Raw genomic sequence first — 20,014 nt, forward strand, 5'->3', positions numbered from 1 at the left:
CGGTTTAGCGGCTGTGAACGCCGAACTCAAACTCGCCGCCGCGACAACCAACCTGCTCCGACTGTTCACCAGCCAGCCAATCACCCGAGGCGCACTGGCCGCCTGACACGGCAGGGGCCGGTGGCCGACAACATCCACCACCAGCCACCAGCCACCGGCCACCGGCCACCAGAAAACACCAGCCACCAGCCGCCCGCCCGCACACCGATTAAGCAACAAGCTCCAGAGTCCGACCATCCACGCACGGGCGGCGAAGCCGCACTAATCTTTCGGGCCGCCCGCGGCGTACACGACCTGACCCGAGATGAAGCCTGCACCCTCGCTGACGAAGAACGACGCGAGGTGCGCGATGTCGTCGGGATGTCCGACGCGGTTGACCGGAATCTGGGCTGCCGCAGCGGCTTTGAAGTCCTCGAAGGGCACTCCGACTCGCTCCGCGGTGGCCGCCGTCATCTCGGTCTCGATGAAGCCGGGTGCGATGGCGTTGGCGGTGACACCGAACTTGCCGAGCTCGATAGCGAGGGTCTTCGTGAAGCCCTGCATACCCGCCTTGGCGGCCGCGTAGTTCGCCTGTCCACGGTTGCCGAGAGCCGACGTGCTCGACAGGTTGACGATGCGACCCCACTTCGCATCGATCATGTGCTTCTGCACCGCACGCGTCATCAGGAACGAGCCGCGAAGATGCACGCCCAGAACGGAATCCCAATCGTCGACGGTCATCTTGAACAGAAGGTTGTCACGGGTGATGCCCGCATTGTTGACGAGAACGGTCGGGGCACCGAACTCGGAGGCGATCCGGTCCACTGCGGTTCGAACCGATTCTTCGTCGGCGACGTTCGCGCCGATGGCGACGGCGTGCCCGCCCGCGGACTGGATGGCGCCGACGGTGTCCGCGCAGGCGGACTCGTCGAGGTCGACGACAGCGACACCGAATCCGTCCTTGGCCAGACGCTTGGCGACGGCTGCGCCGATTCCGCGGGCGCTTCCGGTCACTACGGCAGTCTTGATCTGATCACTCACGTGCATCTCCTGAAGTTGCGATCGATGAGAACCTCGAACTGTTTCTACCAAACCTCAGTACGCAGCTACCGCACCGTCGACGGCTTTCTGCAGTCCGGTCGACACGACCCGGGCAATGTCGATCGGTTTGTCCGGTAGGTCTCGGATCGGCGTGTCGATGTACACCGACGCGGACTTCAGCTTGGTCGATTCGGGCCCGTAGCTCAGACCGATGCAGACGAGGATCGGTTCGACCCCGAGTTTCCGCGCCCGCACTGCGATATGGCCGATCCCGCTGCCGACCTTTTGGACCTGCGTCGGATCCTCCAGATTGCACGTGCCCTCGGGGAAGACCGCGAGGTCGTCTCCCCGTCGCATTCTTTCGGCGCTGATGTCCATCATGCGGTTCCCTGCTGCGCTGACGGCCCGCATGCCGTGATTCTTGCCGCGAAACACGGGGATGCCGCCCATCATGTCGATTCGCCTGCGCTGCTTCGATTCCTGGAACAGCTCGTCCTTCGCCAGCACCCGGGTGCGACCGATGACGGGACGCAGCGGACTCGACCATGCCGTGGCCGCGACGGTGTAGGGGTCGGTCTCGGTGAGGTGATTGATGGCGATGATCAGCCGCGCGTCGTCGTAGACCAGCCTGCGCAACTCCTCGCGTGCACCGTCGGGGTAACTCAGCCGAGGCTTGAAGCGTCGGGCGAGGGCTGCATAGGCGAGACGCGCAACCTGCCGGTTCTGTTGGTGCCGTAGATAGAAGTCGTAGACGGCCTGATCGTTTTCGAGAACTACGGCGGGGCGCTCCATGCGGAAAGCTTAGACGGTCGGACGCGGGCCACCACCGCTCCTTCGTTCACGTGTAAGTCCCGGTTTGCCGGGTATGCGACACGGCAGCCACTCGTGCGCACCGACGGCAACCTGAAGGGACTGAGGACCATGGCAGAGCAGAAGAAACCACGTAACCCTCGCTGGATCAAGACGGCCGAGAATCGCACCGGACTCGCCTGCATGTTGCTCGGCCTGGTGTCCGCCGGGCTATTCATCGTGGCCCTCGGGGGCGGCTTCGAAGGATGGGCGTTGATCGCAGGCATCGCCGTGATCGCCATCTTCACGACCGGCCTGCTGTGCTTCCGCGCAAGTGCGAAGAACGCGCAAGACCCGACTCCCGTTGTGTACCATCCGGATTCACCCGATGTGGTGTTCGACGTGGATCGCAACACAGGCGAGCGCACCCCGCACGACAACACGCCACACGACCGCACGACGCACGACCGCTAGCCCGGCCGAATCAGGTAGTTCCTCGACGACGCAGCGCCGGTCCGAGACGGTCGATGTGCGCCTTCACGCCGGCGACGATGTCGATCGTCCCGTTGCTCATGACCCATTGCAGCTGTAGTCCGTCGCTGACGGCCAGGCATTCACGCGCGACGGCGTCGTAGTCGATGTCGGGGTCCAAGCCGTCACGGTCGATCCCGGCTCGCAGGCGCTCACCCAATCCTTGCACCGCGATGTCGTACCGACCTGCGTACACCTCGTGCGCCGGGCTCGACGGGTCCGCAGCTTCGGCGTTGACCAGCACGACCAACGAGATCAGCCCCGGCTCGGCGAGATATCGACGCGTCGCATCGACCATGTACTGAAGCGTCGCCAGCCCGATCACGTCGTCGGGCAACGCGTCCCACCACCTCGCGGACGATTCGAAGCGCTCCTGCGCGACGGCCACGAGCAGATGCTTCTTCGATCGGAAGTGGTGGAGCAGCCCACCTTCGCTGATACCGACGTCCGACGCGATCGTGGTCATCGCGGTGCGGTGGTACCCCTCGCTCGCGAATCGCGCCGCTGCCGCCTCGACGATGTGCTGCCTTCGCTCGTCTCCGACGGAGTACCTCCCACGCGCCATGACGCACGACAGTACTCGCGCCCGTCTTTCGACGAAAACAAGGAATCCTTTGTTTTGGTGTACGGTTGATGCATGGAGAACCTCGACATCGAGTTCGCACCCGGCCTTCTACTCGACGTCGTCGCCCCCGATGGGGCATCGAATCGCCCCGCGATCGTGTGGGTGCACGGTGGCGGGTGGCGGATGCAGGACAGGAAAGCGCGACCCGACTTCGCACGCCACTTCGTCGAACGCGGTTTCGTCATGGTCTCGATCGACTACCGACTTACTCCGGGCACGACGTTCCCCGGCCAGCTACACGACGTCCGCGCGGCCGTTCGGTGGCTGAGGAACCATGCCGACGAGTTCGGGGTGGACCCGAACCGGATCGGTATGTGGGGATCGTCCGCAGGCGGACACCTCGCTGCACTGACCGGCATCCATTCGAGTCGACTCGCTCTCGACGGCGAGGAGCCACACGGCGTCAGCAGTGCCGTTCAGGCCGTCGTCGACGGCTACGGACCGACGACCTTCGAGAGCCAGAGCGACGACTCACCCGAGGCCGCTCTACTGGGCGGCCCCCTACGCGAGAACGTCGAACTCGCCCGAGCTGCAAGCCCTGCATGGCAGGTCGGCACCGGCGTCCCGCCGTTTCTGATCGCGCACGGCACCGCGGACACACTCGTCCCTGCGTCGCACAGCATCGCGCTGCACGACGCGTTACGCACGGCGCGCCACGATTCCACCCTGTACCTCGTGCAGAACTTCGGGCACGGATTCTTCAACCCCGGCACCGTTCTCGAGTTGGGTCCGGGCGTCTTTCTCGACCAGGGTCGGCTCGAAGCCGAGCCCGACGCCCCTGCCGAGATCCGACGCGACACCACGACGCACGGCCATCTGTCGATGGACATCATTGCACGATTCTTCGAACACCATCTAGGACAAGGACTTTCCGCGTGACCACCTCAGAGATTCCGTCCATCGAGGACACACATTCGCTGATTCCCGAAGTCGATCGCCTACCGGGGCGGTGCGCTCCCTACTTCATCTCGTCCGGCGAGGGCCTTCGGTACGACCTCGGTGGTCAACTCGTCACCGTCATCGCTCGCCCGGAGGACACCGGCGGGCAATTCGGCGCCGCCTACGTCTACGGAGGCAAGGGCGTGGAGACTCCGTTCGTTGCACACGATCGCGAGCACACCTTCCTGTACGTTCTGGAAGGCCGAATCCAATTGTGGCTCCCCCGCGAGACCCAGGTCCTCATCCCCGGCGACTCCGCCACGATCCCGGCGGGCACCCCGTACGCGTACCGAATGACGGCTCACGCCAACAAGTTTCTGAGCTGGACCACCGCCGGGGACGGCCATGCCATGGCCACGGCGCAGGGCACCGCCACCCAGTCGCACGTGTTCACCGGAACCAGTTCGCCGTTGCGCGATTCGGAGCTCGCCGATCAGTTCGGAATCCGCTACGCGGACCTCGAGAAGGTCGACCGCCCGGCACTGACCGGGAAGGCGCTGCCCCATCACGCGACACCGTTCGTCGTCAAGGCGGGCGAGGGTGAGCGGTGGAAGAGCTCGGGGCAGCTCAACACCTACCTTGCGCGCTCCAGGAACACCGCTGGTACCTACTTCGCGGTGCACACGCGGGGCGCCAAGAGCCCCTACATTCCCCGGCACTTCCACCGCGCACACACCGAGAACTTCTTCTGTACCGAGGGCAGAATTCTGCTGCACGTCAACGGCCAGGAGATCCTGCTCACGAAGGGCGACTTCGTACACGCACCCGCGGGAACGGTCCACAGCTTCGCGTTCGACGGTAACAGCACTCAGATGCTCGGGATTCTCACCACCGGCATCTTCGAGAAATTCTTCGAATACATGAACACACCCACGGACGACAACGTCCACGACGAGTTGAATCCCGGCTCGTTCCCCGAGTCCGGATTTGCTCGCGCTCGCGCCGAGTTGGACCTCGTCGTGGTGGGACCGCCGCCAGCTCGACGGTAATTTCTTAGACCGGTCAAAATTGTCTTAACATATGCACACGAAGTGGTGTACTCTTCAAGCACCATCGTGACACAGCACACACGACAGACCGCGAACCGGCCCGTCCCGAACTCGGAAGGACACATCCATGTCTGCCTCCCACGCAGCCGTGTCCAACACGCCAGAACTCACCCCAGCCCTCGCGCAGCGGGTGCACCGGCATCACGTCGTCATCATCGGCTCCGGGTTCGGCGGCCTGTTCGCAGCGAAACAACTGCGTAAGGCCAATGTCGACGTCACGCTGATCGCGAAGACCACCCACCACCTGTTCCAGCCACTGCTGTACCAGGTGGCCACCGGCATCCTCTCCGAAGGCGAGATCGCACCCTCGACCCGCCTGATCCTCAAGGACCAGCACAACGCCTCGGTCATCCTCGGCGAAGTCAACGCAATCGACCTCGAGAACAGAGTCGTCACCAGCCAGTTCCTCGAGCGCGTCACCGAGACCAGCTACGACAGCCTCATCGTCGCCGCAGGAGCAGGGCAGTCCTACTTCGGTAACGACCACTTCGCCGAATACGCCCCCGGCATGAAGACCATCGACGACGCCCTCGAACTCCGCGGCCGCATCATCGGCGCCTTCGACCAGGCCGAACTCGCCACCGATCCCGCCGAGATCGAGAAGCTCCTGACCTTCGTCGTCGTCGGCGCAGGCCCGACCGGCGTCGAAATGGCAGGACAGATCGCCGAACTCGCGAACAAGACTCTCGACGGCACCTTCCGCCACATCGACTCCCGCAGCGCGAAGGTCATCCTCCTCGACGCCGCCCCGAAAGTCCTGCCGCCGTTCGCCGACTCCCTCGGCCAGTCCGCGGCCAAGCGGCTCGAGAAGATGGGCGTCGACATCCAACTCGGCGCCATGGTCACCGACCTCGACGCCCACGGCCTCACCGTCAAGGACAGTGACGGCACCGTGCGACGCATCTCGGCGAAGACGAAGGTCTGGTCGGCCGGTGTCGCCGCCAGCCCCCTCGGTAAGACCCTCGCCGAGCAGTCCGGCGCCGAGATCGACCGCGCGGGCCGCGTCCTGGTGAACAAGGACCTGACCCTGCCCGGACACCCCGAGGTGTTCGTCGTCGGCGACATGATGAGTCTGGACAAGCTCCCCGGCGTCGCCCAGGTCGCCATCCAGGGCGGACGCTACGCAGCCCGGGTCATCGAAGACGGCGTCGAGGCCGTGCGTGCAGGCAAGGACGTTCCCGAGCGCACCCCGTTCAAGTACTTCGACAAGGGCTCGATGGCAACGGTGTCACGGTTCTCCGCCGTCGCACAGGTCGGACCCATCAAGATCACCGGCTTCATCGCCTGGGTCATGTGGCTGCTGGTCCACCTGCTCTACATCGTCGGCTTCCGCAGCCGCCTGACCACCGTCATCTCCTGGCTCACCGCATTCTTCTCCAAAGGCCGCGGCCAGCTCGCCATCACCGAGCAACAAGTCGACGCCCGGCGGGCGATGTTCTACTTCACCGGCAACGACCCCGTCGCCGCCCCCGAAGTCACTGCACCGGAACCAGAATCCGCCACGCTCCCACTGCAAGAGAGCCGACGGTAACCAGCAGGAACAGGCCCACCCAGACGATTCCGGGAAGGAACGTCAGCCGGGCCAACTGATCCGCGTCGGAATCCCTGGCCCGTCCCGCGCTGCGCGACCGCTGCAGCTCGAGGACGGGCCTCGGCCCTGCGATCAGCAGGAAGAACGTGATGAAGTACGCGGCCGCGACCTGCTGTTCGCCCGTTCCCCACCAGGACACGGCGAACAGCAGCGCGCCGACCGTGACCAACGACAGCAATCCATAGAAATTGCGAATCATGGTCAGCATCAACGCAATCGAGATCACGCCGATCCACAGCACCGCCACGGCATGCTGCGTGCCCAGTACGAGAGCGGCGCCGAGCCCCAGCAACGACGGCCCGACGTAGCCGGCGAACGTCATGGCGACGACGCCGAGCCCGGTCGGCTTTCCCTTCGAGATCGCAACTCCGGACGTGTCGGAATGCAGACGAAGGCCCATCAACTGTCTGCCGGTGATCAACGCGACGAACAGATGCGCGCCCTCGTGAGCAATCGTCACGACGTTGCGCGCGATCCGCCAGGTCTGCGGAATCAGGACTATCAGTAGCGCCGTCACCGCGGCCACCTGAACGATCCACGCGGGCGGGTCAGGACTCACCGCGGAAATGCGGTCCCAGAATTGCTGCACACCACACTCTAGGCGAGCGCCGATACACGCCAGGGCCGGCGCCGAGCGACCACAAAGACCAATACGTCCAATGGTTTCGTATACGTGACGACGGTCACGACCGTCGGCAAGATGAACGTCGATGAACATCTCGAACCAGATGACGCGACGACGCGCACTGACGACCCTGGCGGCCCTCCCGCTGGCGTTGTCGGTCGGTTGCTCGGCGCTGTCGTCGGAACCGGACCTCTCCGGACTACGGATGCTCATCCCGAATACCCCGGGCGGCGGTTACGACGTCACCGCTCGGACCGCGTCTCGCATCCTCGAGAACCGTGACCTCACCGGGTCGATCGAGAAGTTCAACGTCGTCGGCGGTGGCGGATCGGTCGCGCTCGCGCGGCTGATGCGCGAGTCGGGCAACGAGAACTTGATCGCGATGGTCGGTGTGGGCGTCGTCGGCGCCGCGCAGGTGGACAACTCACCGTGGAAACTGTCCGACGCCACAGCACTCGCGCGACTCGTCGACGAGCCCGAGGCTCTCGTGGTCGGAGAGGCTTCCCCTCTCGGTTCGGCAGCGTCGCTCGCAGAAGCCTGGCGTGCGAATCCCCGTGCCTTCACCGTCGGCGCGGGTTCGGCCGTCGGCGGACCGGACCACGTCTTCGCAGTCGAACTCGCCCGGACGATCGGGATCGATCCGAACACGCTCGACATCGTCACCTTCGACGGCGCGGGCGACCTCCTCACCGCGATCATCGACGGCAGCGTCGACGTGGGAATCGCGGGCGCAGGTGAGTACATCGATCAGGTCGACGCGGGATCGCTACGGATACTGGCGGTGTCGAACCCGACCGAGGATGCCCCGACGCTCCGCGACTCCGGAATCGATCTGGAGTTCACGAACTGGCGCGGATTCGTCGCTCCCCCAGACATTCCCGCTGTGACCAGAAACGACATCGTCGACGTGCTGCGCACGATGCGTGAGTCCGACGAATGGCACGACGCCCTGGCTCGGCATCGCTGGGCCGATTCCTTCCTGCCGGGTGATGAATTCTCCGAATTCCTTGCGGCAGAGGATCTTCGAATGCGACGCACGCTCGAAGATCTCCATATACCTCGTTAGAAAAGAATCACGGAAGGACTTCTCGTGGACGACTGGGTCCAGACCCTCTCCACACCGGCCCTGCTCTCGATCGCACTCGTGGCGATCGCAGTGCTGCTGGTGATGATCATCAAGTTCAAGGTGCACCCGCTCCTTGCACTCGTGATCGTCTCGATAGCAACAGCTTTCGCGACAAGGATCCCCATCTCGGAGATCCAGGACGTACTGATCGACGGCTTCGGCGCCACCCTCGGCGAGGTGGCGCTGCTGGTGGGACTCGGAGCCATGTTCGGGCGTCTGGCGGAGATCAGTGGTGGCGCCCAAGCACTGTCCGACGCCCTGATTCGCAGGTTCGGCGACAAACGTGCTCCGTTCGCGCTCGGCGTCGCGTCACTGCTGTTCGGCTTCCCGATCTTCTTCGATGCAGCGTTCATGGTGATGCTCCCCATCATCTTCAGCGTCGCGCGTCGACTGGGTGGGAGTGTGCTGCTGTACGTATTGCCTGCAGCGGCAGCGTTGTCCACGATGCATGTCTTCCTTCCCCCGCATCCGGGCGCGGTGGCATCGACCGTCCTGCTCGGTGGCGACGTCGGCCTGACGATCCTCATCGGAATCGTCGTGGCGGTTCCCACGTGGTACATCGCGGGATACCTCTACGGCACGTTCATCGGTAAACGCATCGACCTTCCGGTACCGGACCTGTTGAGTGGGGGACCGCGGGTCGAGACCGTCGAGGACCCACCGAAGCCGAGCACCATCATCGCGTTGCTCATGCTTCCGCTGGTGTTGATCTTCGCCAACACGGCCGTCACGACGGCAGCACGCACCGGGACGCTGGACGCCGAGTCTCCCTGGGTCACCGTTCCCCAGGTCATCGGATCCACACCCGTCGCGCTCCTCATCACCGTTCTGGTGTCGACGTACGTACTCGCGCTTCGCCGAGGCCGCACAGCCGACTACGTCGAGGATCTGCTCGACAATGCGCTGAAGCCCATCGCACCCGTCGTACTGATCACCGGCGCGGGTGGCATGTTCGGTGCGGTACTGCTGGCAAGTGGCATCGGCGACGCCTTGGCCGAGACATTGCGCGACCTCGGTCTCCCGTTGATCGTGTCGACCTTCATCATCGCTGCCATCCTGCGCATCGCGCTCGGAACGGCCACCGTGGCGATTACGACGTCGGCAGGTCTGCTGGGCGCGTCGATCATGGCTGCGGGGTTGAACCCGGTGCAGACCGTCGCGATGATCCTGACGCTCGCGGCCGGCTCGTCGATCTTCCCGCATGTCAACGACGCGAGTTTCTGGCTCATCGGTAAGTTGCTCGGCATGGACGTCCCGACGACCTTCAAGACCTGGAGTGTCATCAAGACGTTGATCTCGATCGTCGGATTCGCTCTGTCCGGCGTCGTGTACGTGATCGCGTCCGTGTGACCCGAGGGTTCGGCGACGGTATGAGACGACGCCCCCGCAGCCTGGCCAGCCAGGTCCTTCTGCTGCAACTGGTGGTGGTCGCGGTGGTGCTCGTCGCCGTCGCAGGCGTCTCGATTCACCAATCGAGCTCGGAATTCCGCGCCGGTCAGAGCGCCAGGATGATCGCCGTCGCGGAGAACCTGGCGTCGACGCCCGTCGTGCGGGCACAGTCGAATGCACCCGAGGCCGACCGCGTACTCGCCCCCGAGGTCGGGCGCGCGGTCGATCTGTCGGGCGCAGGCATTGCCGACGTCGTCGGCGCATCCGGCGTGATCGTCGCGTCGTCCATTCCCGATCGGACGGGCAGGCCCGCGGAACTCGGAGACAGTCTCGCGCCGGAGGGCCGAGCCTGGAGCGGGGATGCTGTGGTCGACGGCCGTAGGTCCATCAGCGGTCACGTTCCCGTTCTGTCGCCGTCGGGCGAGGTCCGAGGTGTCGTGGCGGTCAGCACGGCCTACCCGTCGACATGGGAACTGCTCGTCGCAGCCGGGCCACCGCTTCTTCTCTACCTCGGCATCGGCGCCTGCCTCGGCCTGGTCGGGTCCATTCTGCTGTCCCGACGCGTCAAGACCCACACCCGGGGACTGGAGATCGAGGAGATCGCGCATCTCGCCGACCATCGAGAAGCGTTGCTGCACAGTATCGGTGAGGGAGTGATCGCCGTGAATCCCGACGGAGTCGTGACGGTGTTGAACGACTCGGGCGCCGAACTTCTCGGGATCGACGACGCAATCGGACGCACCGTCGACGATCTCGCCCTGGAACCGACGATTCGCGACTACCTGAAGAATCCCGACGGGAGTGGGGATTCGGTGCTGACCACTGCCTCGAGAGTTCTGGTCCTCAGTCGCCGAGCGGCCTCGAGCAAGGGACGACGGATCGGAACGATCACCACCATGCGCGACAGCACCGAATTGGCAAGGATGCAAAGCCAACTCAGCTCCCATCGATCCGTGACCGACACTCTTCGCGCGCAGACGCACGAGTTCGCGAACCAACTGCACACGATCTCCGGGCTGAACCAACTCGGCGACCACGCCGCGGTGACGGACTTCGTCGGCGCGTTGACCCGTCGGCGTGCCGAGATCAATGCGTCTGTCACACAGGCCATCTCCGATCCCGCAGTGGCGGCCCTGCTGATCGCCAAGACCTCGCTGGCGGCCGAAGCCGGGGTGGCGTTGGAGCTCGAGGAAGGCTCGCATCTCGCCGCACTGGATCCGATTCTGGCGACCGACGTCATCACCGTGCTCGGCAACCTCGTCGACAACGCAGTCGACGCCTCCGCCGGTACCGACGACGCGCGCATCGTCGTCAGCATCGACGATTCCGAGGACATCGAAATACAGGTCGCCGATTCCGGGCCCGGTGTGCCGGCCGAGATGCGCACCGAAGTGTTCTCCCGCGGGGTGACCACCAAACCCGATGCGCCCGGTGGGCGCGGGATCGGGCTCGCACTCGTCCGAATCGTCAGCTCGCAGTACGGGGGTTCCGCGCGCGTCGCCGATTCCGATTCGACCGGTGGCGCCCTGTTCACGGTGAGAATCCCGACCTCGTCGCTGCCACCCGATAGAGTCGATCGTCGTGACTGACCGGAAGTACCGCGTGCTGGTCGTCGACGACGACTTCATGGTCGCAGAGATTCACCGACGGTTCGTCGATTCCACCGCCGGCTTCGAGACCGTCGGTGTCGCCCACACGGCCGCCGACGCGGTAGCCGCTGTTCACGAGCACGCCCCCGACCTCGTGCTGTTGGACGTCTACCTTCCCGACAGGTCCGGGCTCGATGCCCTGCAGCAATTGCGCGGGGAAGGCAACGCTACCGCCGTCATCGTCATCACCGCCGCACGAGAGCTCGACACCGTCAGCCGAGCCCTGCACGGCGGAGTCACCGACTACCTGGTCAAACCCTTCGAGTATCCGCAGCTGGCGGACAAGCTGAGCGGCTTTCGACGTCGTGCGCTGGCCCTGGCCGATCCCGGTGGGGTGGACCAGTCCGTCATCGACTCGCTGTTCGGTGCCCCCGCAACCGCACCCGCCTCGCTCCCCAAGGGGCTCAGTGCAGGTACCGGGCAACTCGTCCTGGCGGCGGTCGACGAAGGCGGTGAAGTCTCGGCAGGCGAATGCGCCGAGCTGGCCGGACTTTCACGCGTCAGCGCCAGGCGATACCTCGAACACTATGCGTCGACAGGGGTGCTCAGCGTCCGGCTCGAATACGGCCGAGCCGGACGACCGGTTCATCGCTACCGCGCGACACGCTGAACCGGCGGCCGGGCGTATGCGTCACACGGGTTCCTGTCACACCGGACGCAGCAGCGACCGGCGACGCGGAGGTAGCGGCTCAGGAGTCTTGTCCGCCAACAACTTCAGCGCTTTCCGAATCTCGAGCCGCGTCGCCGACGGCTCGATCACCGCGTCGATGTATCCACGTTCCGCAGCGGTGTACGGGGTGGCCACGAACTCGTTGTAGAAGTCGATGAACTTCTGCCGCACCTTCGGCCCGTCCTCGCCTGCCGCCTCGATCTCCCGTCGCTTCAGCAGCCCGACGGCACCCTCGGCGCCCATCACCGCGATTCGAGCCGTCGGCCACGCGAAATTCAGGTCGGCACCGAGGTTCTTGGACCCCATGACGGCATACCCGCCGCCGTATGCTTTGCGAATCACGACGGTCACCTTCGGAACAGTCGATTCGATCACTGCCGCAAGGAGTTTCGCGCCGCGATAGATGACCCCGGCTCGTTCCTGCTCTAGTCCCGGCAGATAGCCCGGGATGTCGACGAGGAAGACGACCGGGATCGCGAACGCGTCGCAGATGTAGATGAACCGCGCCGCCTTCTCGGAACTCGCGATGTCGAGTGCCCCGCTGAGATGCGTCGGCTGATTGGCCACCACCCCGACGGTCCGGCCGTCCGCCCTCGTGAACGCCGTGATGACGTTGGGAGCGTACATACTTCCGATTTCGTGGAACTCGCCGTCGTCGAACACCTTGGTGATGATGTCGTGCATGTCGTAGGCGGTGTTGTCCGAGTCGGGAAGAAACGAGTCGAGACCCAGATCGGTGTCGGTCAGGTGAGGTTCCAAACCCGGGTTGACCAGGGGAGCCGATTCGTGGCAGCTACTCGGCAGGTAGCCGAGAAGGGTCTTGACCCAGGTGAATGCGTCGGCCTCGGAGTCGGCGACGTGATGCACGGTGCCATAGCTCGCCTGTTTCGTCGCGCCGCCGAGATCCTCGGCCGAAATCGTCTCGCCGGTCACCGCTTTCAGCACGTCGGGCCCCGTGACGAACATGTACGCCTGGTCCTGCACCGCAACGATGAAGTCCGTACATGCCGGCGAGTAGGCCGCTCCGCCCGCACACTTTCCCAGCATGATGGAAATCTGCGGAACCAGACCGGACAACAATCTCTGGCGCCTACCGATTTCGGAGTAGAACGCCAGCGACGTCACCGCGTCCTGAATGCGGGCACCGCCGGAATCGTTGATGCCGACGATGGGGCATGCGGTCTTCGCGGCGAGCTCCATCATGGCAACGACCTTGCGGCCGAACATCTCTCCGAGAGAGCCACCGAACACGGTGTTGTCGTGCGAGTACACCACCACGGGCCTGCCGTCGACCGTTCCCCGCCCGGTCACCACACCGTCGCCGTACGGATTGTCCGCACCGCCCGGCGCCCGCATCAACGCGCCGTATTCGACGAAGCTACCCGGGTCGAGCAACGCATCGATCCGATCACGCGGAGTCGGCAACCCGGCGGCTGCGCGCTTGGCGCGCGCGCGTTCGCTTCCGGGCTCGCGCGCGCGAGCCGAACGTTCCCGTAGAGCCTCGATCTTTTCCGCAGTCGTCACGAACACATCTTTCGTCGCAGTCGGTCGCAGTCGGTACACGAGGGGGCCGCCCCGACTGGCGGAGCGGCCCCTCCTTCGCGTGATTCAGGACGCTTGTCGCTCCGCCTTCGCGGCGTCGCGGGCGAGCGAACGGTCGCGCATCTCCTCGAACTTGGTGGCCTGCCTCTCCAGGTCTTCGAGGAACGCGGCGAGTTCTTCCCGACGGGTCTCGCCGCGGCCGGTGAAGTCCTCGCGCTCGAAGATCTTCCACTTGCGCAGGACCGGCCAGACGACCTCTTCGAGGTGCTGACGCAGGTCGTAGATGCCGTGCTTTGCCATCAGGACACCGTTGCGGCGGAAGTTCGGCATTCCGGCGCCGGGCATCTGGAAGTTCATGACGATATTGCACACCGCGTCGAACGTCTGGTCGGGTGCGATGTCGAGGGCTGCGGCGCTGATGTTGCGGTAGAACATCATGTGCAGGTTCTCGTCGGCGGCGATGCGCTGGAGCATGCGGTCGGCGATCGGGTCGTCGCACACCTTGCCGGTGTTGCGATGCGAGACGCGCGTCGTCTGGTCGGGTGCGATGTCGAGGGCTGCGGCGCTGATGTTGCGGTAGAACATCATGTGCAGGTTCTCGTCGGCGGCGATGCGCTGGAGCATGCGGTCGGCGATCGGGTCGTCGCACACCTTGCCGGTGTTGCGATGCGAGACGCGCGTCGCGAGCTCCTGGAACGTCACGTACGCCACCGAATGCAGCAGTCCGGTCTGCGATCCGGCGGGGGATGCGAAACCGTTGGTCATGTGGATCATGCGGGCTTGCTCGAGCGCGACGGGATCGACGCCGCGGGTGACGACGAGGTAGTCGCGCATGACGATGCCGTGCCGGTTCTCCTCGGCGGTCCACCGTCCGACCCAGGTGCCCCAGGCGCCGTCCTGGGAGAAGTTCTCGGCGATCTCGCGGTGGTAGGACGGCAGGTTGTCTTCGGTGAGCAGGTTGGTGATCATCGCAGCNTCGCGCATGACGATGCCGTGCCGGTTCTCCTCGGCGGTCCACCGTCCGACCCAGGTGCCCCAGGCGCCGTCCTGGGAGAAGTTCTCGGCGATCTCGCGGTGGTAGGACGGCAGGTTGTCTTCGGTGAGCAGGTTGGTGATCATCGCAGCCTTGGCGACCTCGGAGAGCTTGCTCTGCTCCGGGTCGTAGTCCACACCACCCAGTTCGGCGAAGTTACGGCCCGCGTCCCACGGTACGTAGTCGTGCGGATGCCATTCCTTGGCCATGGACAAGTGGCGGTTCACGTTGTCCTCGGCGGCGGGGACCAGCTCACGCAGCAACTCCAGTTGTGTCAGTTCCCTGACCATGGACATGCCTCCTCGAATCGATTACCTACGAGAGCGTAGGTGCGTTCGACGACGCCGAGCGCGGACTGCGAGGAAGTCTGTTAGAAGTCGGAAGCCCGCGCGGGGCCTGCTTGGGCGTGCTCACAGATCGTCTCGCGATCCGTTCTCCTCGCCGCGCTGCCTGGTCCCGACGACGAGCGGCAGAACTCTTCCCGACGACCCGCGCTCGGAACCGAGACCCTGCGGGTCCGCGACACTGGCAAGTCGCAGATCGAGATCGCCCTTCCACTCACGCGCGGCCTGTGCGTCGAGGGCGTCCATGCGTGCGAGCAGAGGCGGGTGCTGATCCGGCGGGCACGACGCGAGCAAGGTGACGAAGAGGGACCGCAATCGACGCTGAACCTGCGTGGAGTTGGTGCTGAAGTGTCGGATCTCGTCGGTGGCGATGGTGACGTAATCGTCCCAGGTGCGACGCGTCCCGCGGATGCGTGTAGGCGTCGAGTCGTCGGTGTCGGTGCGGACGCGGGGTGCGATCGTCATCAAGAGATCCTCGAGATGATCGATCGCTTGCACGGCGCGGCCGGGGTCGTTGATCGCGGGCGACAGCGCTTTCAGGGCGATGTCGACGATCGCCTGCAGGGCAGCGGCTGGACTGACCGTCGGACTGTGCGTGTCCCCGAACACGAGACACGCCATCAGCTGATGCGCCCTGACCCGTAGCTGCGGTCCTTCGATCTCGAACAGCACTGCGTCCTGCGCGACGAACTCGCCGATCGTCGGCATCAACTCGATGGACACGCCCCACTTCTGCGCGAGCCGTTCGATGCAAACGAAGTTCACCGCGAGGAGGATTCGGCCGTCCGGCGACAGTTGCTTCAAGCGCACCGTCGTCGTGCCCGTCGGCTCGTCCGGCGGAAGCACGAATGCGGCGAGGGCGCCGCGCGACACCGGCGAACTCGACGGGTACATCCGGATTATCGACGAACGACCCTGCGCAGCAATCCATCTCAACAACCGTGCCGAGTCGAGCACGACGCCGACGCGCGCCACGAGTGCGATGAACAGGAATGCGCTGACGAACGACAGCAGGATCGCGACGGACGTCGAGACGACCGGCGCCGTCCACTCTCCGGACAGCGCGAGATCCGACGCGATGATGACCGAGAAGACGAACGTGGACAGGAACATCCCGATGGACCACCGCATCACGGACTGCTGCTGCAGCAGCGGCACGACGCGCACCGAGATCTGCGACGCCCCGAACTGCATCGCGAGGGTGATCGCGGTGAACACCAGACCGGTCAGCGTGATCATGCCGCCCGCGATGACGCTGAGCAGCGTCGCCGTGGCGCCGATGTCGAGTTCGCTCGAGGTGGTGACAGCGCCGTCGGTGGAGCCGAATTCGTCGTCGAGCGCGACGAACACGAACGCGAGCACGATCGACAGCGTCACCAGAATCGCGGGCAACCGCCACACCGGAGTTCGCCTGAGGCGTCGGCGCGTTCGGGTCCAGCGAATCCCCGCCACCAGCCGATTCGGCAATGTACGCGCCGGCATCGCCACCTGCGGTTCCGCCGGTTCGGGTACCTCGATCGGAACACCGAAGCGTCCGGACAACGCTTCCTGCGCGACGATCTTCGCGCGGACTACGGGTTCGCGGAAACGCTTCTCGCGCACCCAGGCTCGCGTCTGCTTCTCCGGTTTGTCGGTGTACCGCCACCGAGCCCACGGAGACGACGGACGGGCGAGTCGGATCGCGCCGACGACGAGCAGCGGTACGAAGAACAACCCGACCAGGCCGGTCCAGAGTTTCCCCTTCAGCACCGTGATCGCAGCGAGCACCAGTTGCCCGAAGATCACGACCAGCACGGCGACGAGCGTCAGCAGCGACCTGTTCTGCTGATAGGCCTCGAAGTCACCGGCGAAACCGATGGGGTGCACGCCGAGCAGGAACAGCGCGGAGATCGCGATCGCGACGAAGACGGCGTCGATCGACGACCGTCCTTCCTCGGCCCAGTAGACGTCGCGCAGATGCAGAATCAATGCGAACTCGTCGAGCATCAACGCGCTGCCGACGCCGAAGACGCCGGCCAGGATGCAGTTGGCGACCGGGGTCTCGTAACTGGAGAGAGCGACGAGCGCGAACCCCGACACGAGGACCATGACGAGGCCGAACATGACGTGGTGGATGTGCATGCCACCGGGCGTGACGTTGCCCGGCCACCACGAGACTTCGGCGCGGATCATGCGGACGCTGAACCGGATGAACAGAAAGGCGAGCAGAAACGACACGAGCAGGAAGAACAGCGGAAGACGTCCGGTGTCCACGACCGCTTCGGTGAACCATCTCCCCATCACAGGCCTCCTCGCTACGGCGAGCGTGGTCAGCCTATCGCCGGGGCACCGTGACGTGCGTCAGAACACCCAACCGCGTAACGCGAGGAATCGCAGCGCGCCGGTGGCGGCGCTGACCGCGATGACGACGAGAATCTGCGCGACGGCGGATGCGCCGGGAAAGAGAACGTGCACCGCGGCCAGTGCCACGGTTCCGAGAGCGAGACCGACGAGGGCGAGGCCACCCGCTTCCCACTGCGCCTGGAACCACCCGACGCGCTCGGCGGCGTGGAATGTGTGGCGGCGGTGAAGCTCGTTCGCGAGTACCGTGCTGGCCGCGATTCCTGCGATGTTCGCGACGAACGATCCGAGAGCAGCAAGGACGACGAACACGACTGCGTACAGAACGTTGCTCGACGCACCCACGAAGACGAAGCGCGCGAACTGAGCGAGGGCGGTCTCACCTCGCAGCCGCGCCTTCAATCTCGGACCGCATGCATCGATCTGCACGTCTGCGGTATCTGCCACGGAAACATACAACCGCACGGGCGGCCGGATCGGTCCCGGCTATGACCTAAGTCTCCAGAGGAGACTGCTCAGGAGCGGTCCTTCTCGAGCTTCTTGCGCGAGCGGCGCGTCAGGTCGAAGTTCATGATGTCCGGCTTCACCGATGCAATGAACAGCATCGTGCATCCGAAGACGACGAGCACGATCGTGAGTACAACAACGACCATTCCGATGAACGCGCCGATACTTTCCATTACTACTTACCTCCCGGTGTCGCCCCTTACCGTACTGGGCTGCCGAACTTCGATCGAATCCACCCCGAATCGGACATCCGGCGAACACTCGCCGTTGTAGCGTCCGGACATGACTGGTCGAATCGAGACATTCGAGGGCAAGCAGTACGACGGCAAGCGGTTCCAAAGCAAGGTTGCATTCATCACGGGCGCCGCCCGTGGCCAGGGACGCGCCGAAGCCGTGCGACTGGCGTCGGAGGGCGCGGACATCATCGCGGTCGATGCGTGCAGCGAGTTCGCGTCGACGTCGTACGACGGTGCGACATCCGCCGATCTGGCGGAGACGGTCGACGCCGTCGAGAGGCTCGGTCGTCGCATCGTCGCGTCGGAGACCGATGTTCGTGACTTCGACGCCCTGTCCGCAGCACTGGCGGACGGCGTCGATCGACTCGGTCGGCTCGACGTCGTCGTCGCCAACGCAGGTATCTGCTCGGCGGCGATGTCGTGGAAGATCTCGCCCGAGCAGTGGAAGGAAACTCTCGACGTCAATCTGACCGGCACCTTCCACACCGCGAAGGCTGCGATTCCGATCCTGCTCGAACAGGGAACCGGCGGGGCGATCGTGTTGACGAGTTCGGTCGCCGGGCTGCGCGGTCTGCCGTTCCTGGCACACTATGCCGCGTCGAAGCACGGCATCGTCGGGCTGTGCCGGTCCATGGCGAACGAGCTCGGTCAGTACGGCATCCGCGTCAACACGGTCCACCCGCACGGCGTCGAGACCGGGATGCAGCCCGCCGACATGATGGAACTGCTCGGCGAACACGGCGCGGCGCTCGGCCCGATCTTCATGGGCTCCCTCCCCGATCCGATCAGCCAACCCGAGGACATCGCCGCCGCCGTCGCATGGCTGGCCTCCGACGAGGCCCGGCACGTGACGGGCATTCAGCTTCCCGTGGACCTGGGCACCCTGACTCGCTGACCTGGGTGAACCTCGCCGGCGAGTCCGTGCGATCGACCAGTGCGCGTCAGACCATCGCGTCGAGGGAATATCGAGCCGGATAGGCTGTTTCACCGAGCGTAGTTGAAGCGTCAACCAATGGCGCGGTCTACCGACAAGAGGAGTCCACGATGCCTGCCGTGACAGTCGACAACATTCTTGCCCTGCCCCGAATCCCGCTTCCCGACGCCACCGCGACACCGCGGCCGGTCAAGTCCGTCACCACGGCACCGACCGGATACGAGGGCGAGGGATTCCCGGTTCGCCGCGCGTTCGCGGGTATCGACCTTCCCGCACTCGACCCGTTCATCCACATGGACCAGATGGGCGAGGTCAACTATGCACCGGGAGAACCGAAGGGCACCCCGTGGCACCCGCACCGTGGATTCGAGACCGTCACGTACATGATCGACGGGATCATGGAGCACCAGGACTCGCACGGTGGCGGTGGCCTGATCGGCGGCGGCGACACACAGTGGATGACGGCAGGTGCCGGAATCCTGCACATCGAGGCTCCGCCGGAGCACCTCGTGATGTCCGGCGGGCTGTTCCACGGTGTGCAGCTGTGGGTGAACCTGCCTCGCGACAACAAGCTCGCCGCACCCCGCTACCAGGACATCACCGGCAACAAGGTCGCCCTGCTCTCCAGCGACGACGGCGGCGCTCTGATCCGTGTGATCGCAGGCGAGGTCGCAGGCCACGAGGGACCCGGCTCGACGTACACCCCCATCGCGCTCGCTCACGCCACCGTCGCGCCGGGCGCGAAGGTCTCGCTGCCGTGGAACCGGGACTTCAACGCCCTCGTCTACGTCCTCGCGGGCGACGGCACCGTCGGGTCGGAACGGCGTCCGATTCGCATGGGTCAGACGGCACTGTTCGGCCGCGGAGACTCCATCGAGTTCGCGGCGTCGGACACCCAGGATTCGCGCAGCGAGTCGTTGGAGGTCTTCGTGCTCGGCGGCAAGCCGATCCGCGAGCCCGTCGCCATGGCAGGCCCGTTCGTCATGAACACCAAGGCCGAGGTGATCGAGGCGTTCGAGGACTACCAGTCCGGCCGCTTCGGTGCGCCTACGGCGCCCGTGCGCACATAGTCGGA

Annotated in this window: 19 protein-coding genes; 10 read left to right on the forward strand and 9 right to left on the reverse strand. The window is 65.1% G+C overall.

The features are described 5' to 3' along the window. Window positions 1-261: 261 nt before the first annotated feature. A complete protein-coding gene (gene fabG, locus A3K89_RS14590; protein WP_068427338.1) occupies window positions 262-1,020 on the reverse strand; it encodes a 3-oxoacyl-ACP reductase FabG in 759 nt (252 codons plus the stop codon). A 54-nt stretch (window positions 1,021-1,074) separates the two neighbouring features. Further along, window positions 1,075-1,812 carry a lysophospholipid acyltransferase family protein gene (locus A3K89_RS14595; protein ID WP_068427240.1) on the reverse strand — a complete coding sequence of 246 codons (738 nt, stop codon included), beginning with the start codon at window positions 1,810-1,812 and terminating at the stop codon, window positions 1,075-1,077. Window positions 1,813-1,941: 129 nt separating this feature from the next. Here A3K89_RS14595 and A3K89_RS14600 point away from each other — a divergent pair, with 129 nt between their 5' ends. Next, complete coding sequence (locus tag A3K89_RS14600; protein WP_068427340.1) at window positions 1,942-2,283, forward strand: hypothetical protein; 342 nt, start codon at window positions 1,942-1,944, stop codon at window positions 2,281-2,283. Between the two features lie 10 nt (window positions 2,284-2,293). Here the strand turns inward: A3K89_RS14600 and A3K89_RS14605 are convergent, their stop codons facing one another. Next, the gene (locus tag A3K89_RS14605; RefSeq protein ID WP_068427241.1) at window positions 2,294-2,905 is read right to left on the reverse strand and encodes a TetR/AcrR family transcriptional regulator; all 612 of its coding nucleotides are present in this window, start codon (window positions 2,903-2,905) and stop codon (window positions 2,294-2,296) included. A gap of 72 nt (window positions 2,906-2,977) precedes the next feature. On the opposite strand from A3K89_RS14605, the gene A3K89_RS14610 reads away from it, so the two are divergent. The 3 genes from A3K89_RS14610 (at window position 2,978) to A3K89_RS14620 (ending at window position 6,484) form a co-directional block, all read left to right on the forward strand. Beyond that, on the forward strand, window positions 2,978-3,844 hold the full coding sequence (locus A3K89_RS14610) for an alpha/beta hydrolase (protein WP_068427245.1): 867 nt from the start codon (window positions 2,978-2,980) through the stop codon (window positions 3,842-3,844). After that, window positions 3,841-4,893, forward strand: a complete 1,053-nt coding sequence (locus A3K89_RS14615; RefSeq protein ID WP_068427246.1) for a quercetin 2,3-dioxygenase — start codon at window positions 3,841-3,843, stop codon at window positions 4,891-4,893. Before A3K89_RS14610 ends, A3K89_RS14615 begins: the two co-directional genes overlap by 4 nt. A 127-nt stretch (window positions 4,894-5,020) precedes the next feature. Then, entirely contained in the window at window positions 5,021-6,484 is a 1,464-nt protein-coding gene (locus A3K89_RS14620) for an NAD(P)/FAD-dependent oxidoreductase (RefSeq protein ID WP_068427247.1), read from the forward strand. Here the strand turns inward: A3K89_RS14620 and A3K89_RS14625 are convergent. After that, the gene (locus tag A3K89_RS14625; RefSeq protein WP_068427248.1) at window positions 6,429-7,133 is read right to left on the reverse strand and encodes a M50 family metallopeptidase; all 705 of its coding nucleotides are present in this window, start codon (window positions 7,131-7,133) and stop codon (window positions 6,429-6,431) included. The genes A3K89_RS14620 and A3K89_RS14625 overlap by 56 nt on opposite strands. A gap of 121 nt (window positions 7,134-7,254) precedes the next feature. Here A3K89_RS14625 and A3K89_RS14630 point away from each other — a divergent pair, with 121 nt between their 5' ends. The 4 genes from A3K89_RS14630 to A3K89_RS14645 are packed head-to-tail and all read left to right on the forward strand — an operon-like array spanning window position 7,255 to window position 11,943. Next, complete coding sequence (locus tag A3K89_RS14630; protein WP_068427250.1) at window positions 7,255-8,235, forward strand: Bug family tripartite tricarboxylate transporter substrate binding protein; 981 nt, start codon at window positions 7,255-7,257, stop codon at window positions 8,233-8,235. A 24-nt stretch (window positions 8,236-8,259) separates the two neighbouring features. Then, window positions 8,260-9,645, forward strand: coding sequence for a GntP family permease (locus A3K89_RS14635; RefSeq protein WP_068427252.1), 1,386 nt, complete (start codon window positions 8,260-8,262; stop codon window positions 9,643-9,645). A 20-nt stretch (window positions 9,646-9,665) separates the two neighbouring features. Further along, window positions 9,666-11,273: a sensor histidine kinase gene (locus A3K89_RS14640; protein WP_068427342.1), complete on the forward strand. Its 1,608-nt coding sequence runs from the start codon at window positions 9,666-9,668 to the stop codon at window positions 11,271-11,273. Further along, complete coding sequence (locus A3K89_RS14645; RefSeq protein WP_302050735.1) at window positions 11,266-11,943, forward strand: response regulator; 678 nt, start codon at window positions 11,266-11,268, stop codon at window positions 11,941-11,943. The genes A3K89_RS14640 and A3K89_RS14645 overlap by 8 nt, the downstream gene beginning before the upstream one ends. Before the next feature lie 36 nt (window positions 11,944-11,979). Here the strand turns inward: A3K89_RS14645 and A3K89_RS14650 are convergent, their stop codons facing one another. From A3K89_RS14650 to A3K89_RS26010, 5 genes are all read right to left on the reverse strand, one after another. After that, window positions 11,980-13,533, reverse strand: coding sequence for an acyl-CoA carboxylase subunit beta (locus A3K89_RS14650; protein WP_068427254.1), 1,554 nt, complete (start codon window positions 13,531-13,533; stop codon window positions 11,980-11,982). Window positions 13,534-13,611: 78 nt separating this feature from the next. Continuing rightward, entirely contained in the window at window positions 13,612-14,874 is a 1,263-nt protein-coding gene (locus tag A3K89_RS26375; protein ID WP_254303539.1) for an acyl-ACP desaturase, read from the reverse strand. Window positions 14,875-14,988: 114 nt separating this feature from the next. Then, window positions 14,989-17,202 carry a DUF2254 domain-containing protein gene (locus tag A3K89_RS14665; RefSeq protein ID WP_068427255.1) on the reverse strand — a complete coding sequence of 738 codons (2,214 nt, stop codon included), beginning with the start codon at window positions 17,200-17,202 and terminating at the stop codon, window positions 14,989-14,991. A gap of 60 nt (window positions 17,203-17,262) precedes the next feature. After that, the gene (locus A3K89_RS14670; protein WP_068427256.1) at window positions 17,263-17,709 is read right to left on the reverse strand and encodes a GtrA family protein; all 447 of its coding nucleotides are present in this window, start codon (window positions 17,707-17,709) and stop codon (window positions 17,263-17,265) included. Window positions 17,710-17,777: 68 nt separating this feature from the next. Further along, window positions 17,778-17,942 (reverse strand): hypothetical protein, encoded by a 165-nt coding sequence (locus tag A3K89_RS26010; RefSeq protein ID WP_165839676.1) that lies wholly within the window; start codon window positions 17,940-17,942, stop codon window positions 17,778-17,780. 109 nt (window positions 17,943-18,051) lie between these two features. Here A3K89_RS26010 and A3K89_RS14675 point away from each other — a divergent pair, with 109 nt between their 5' ends. Together A3K89_RS14675 and A3K89_RS14680 are read left to right on the forward strand one after the other, a co-directional pair. Then, on the forward strand, window positions 18,052-18,900 hold the full coding sequence (locus A3K89_RS14675; RefSeq protein WP_068427257.1) for a mycofactocin-coupled SDR family oxidoreductase: 849 nt from the start codon (window positions 18,052-18,054) through the stop codon (window positions 18,898-18,900). A 149-nt stretch (window positions 18,901-19,049) separates the two neighbouring features. Further along, complete coding sequence (locus tag A3K89_RS14680; RefSeq protein WP_068427258.1) at window positions 19,050-20,009, forward strand: pirin family protein; 960 nt, start codon at window positions 19,050-19,052, stop codon at window positions 20,007-20,009. Window positions 20,010-20,014 lie beyond the last annotated feature (5 nt).

The organism is Rhodococcoides kyotonense, from assembly GCF_001645385.1.
GTDB lineage: Bacteria > Actinomycetota > Actinomycetes > Mycobacteriales > Mycobacteriaceae > Rhodococcoides > Rhodococcoides kyotonensis_B.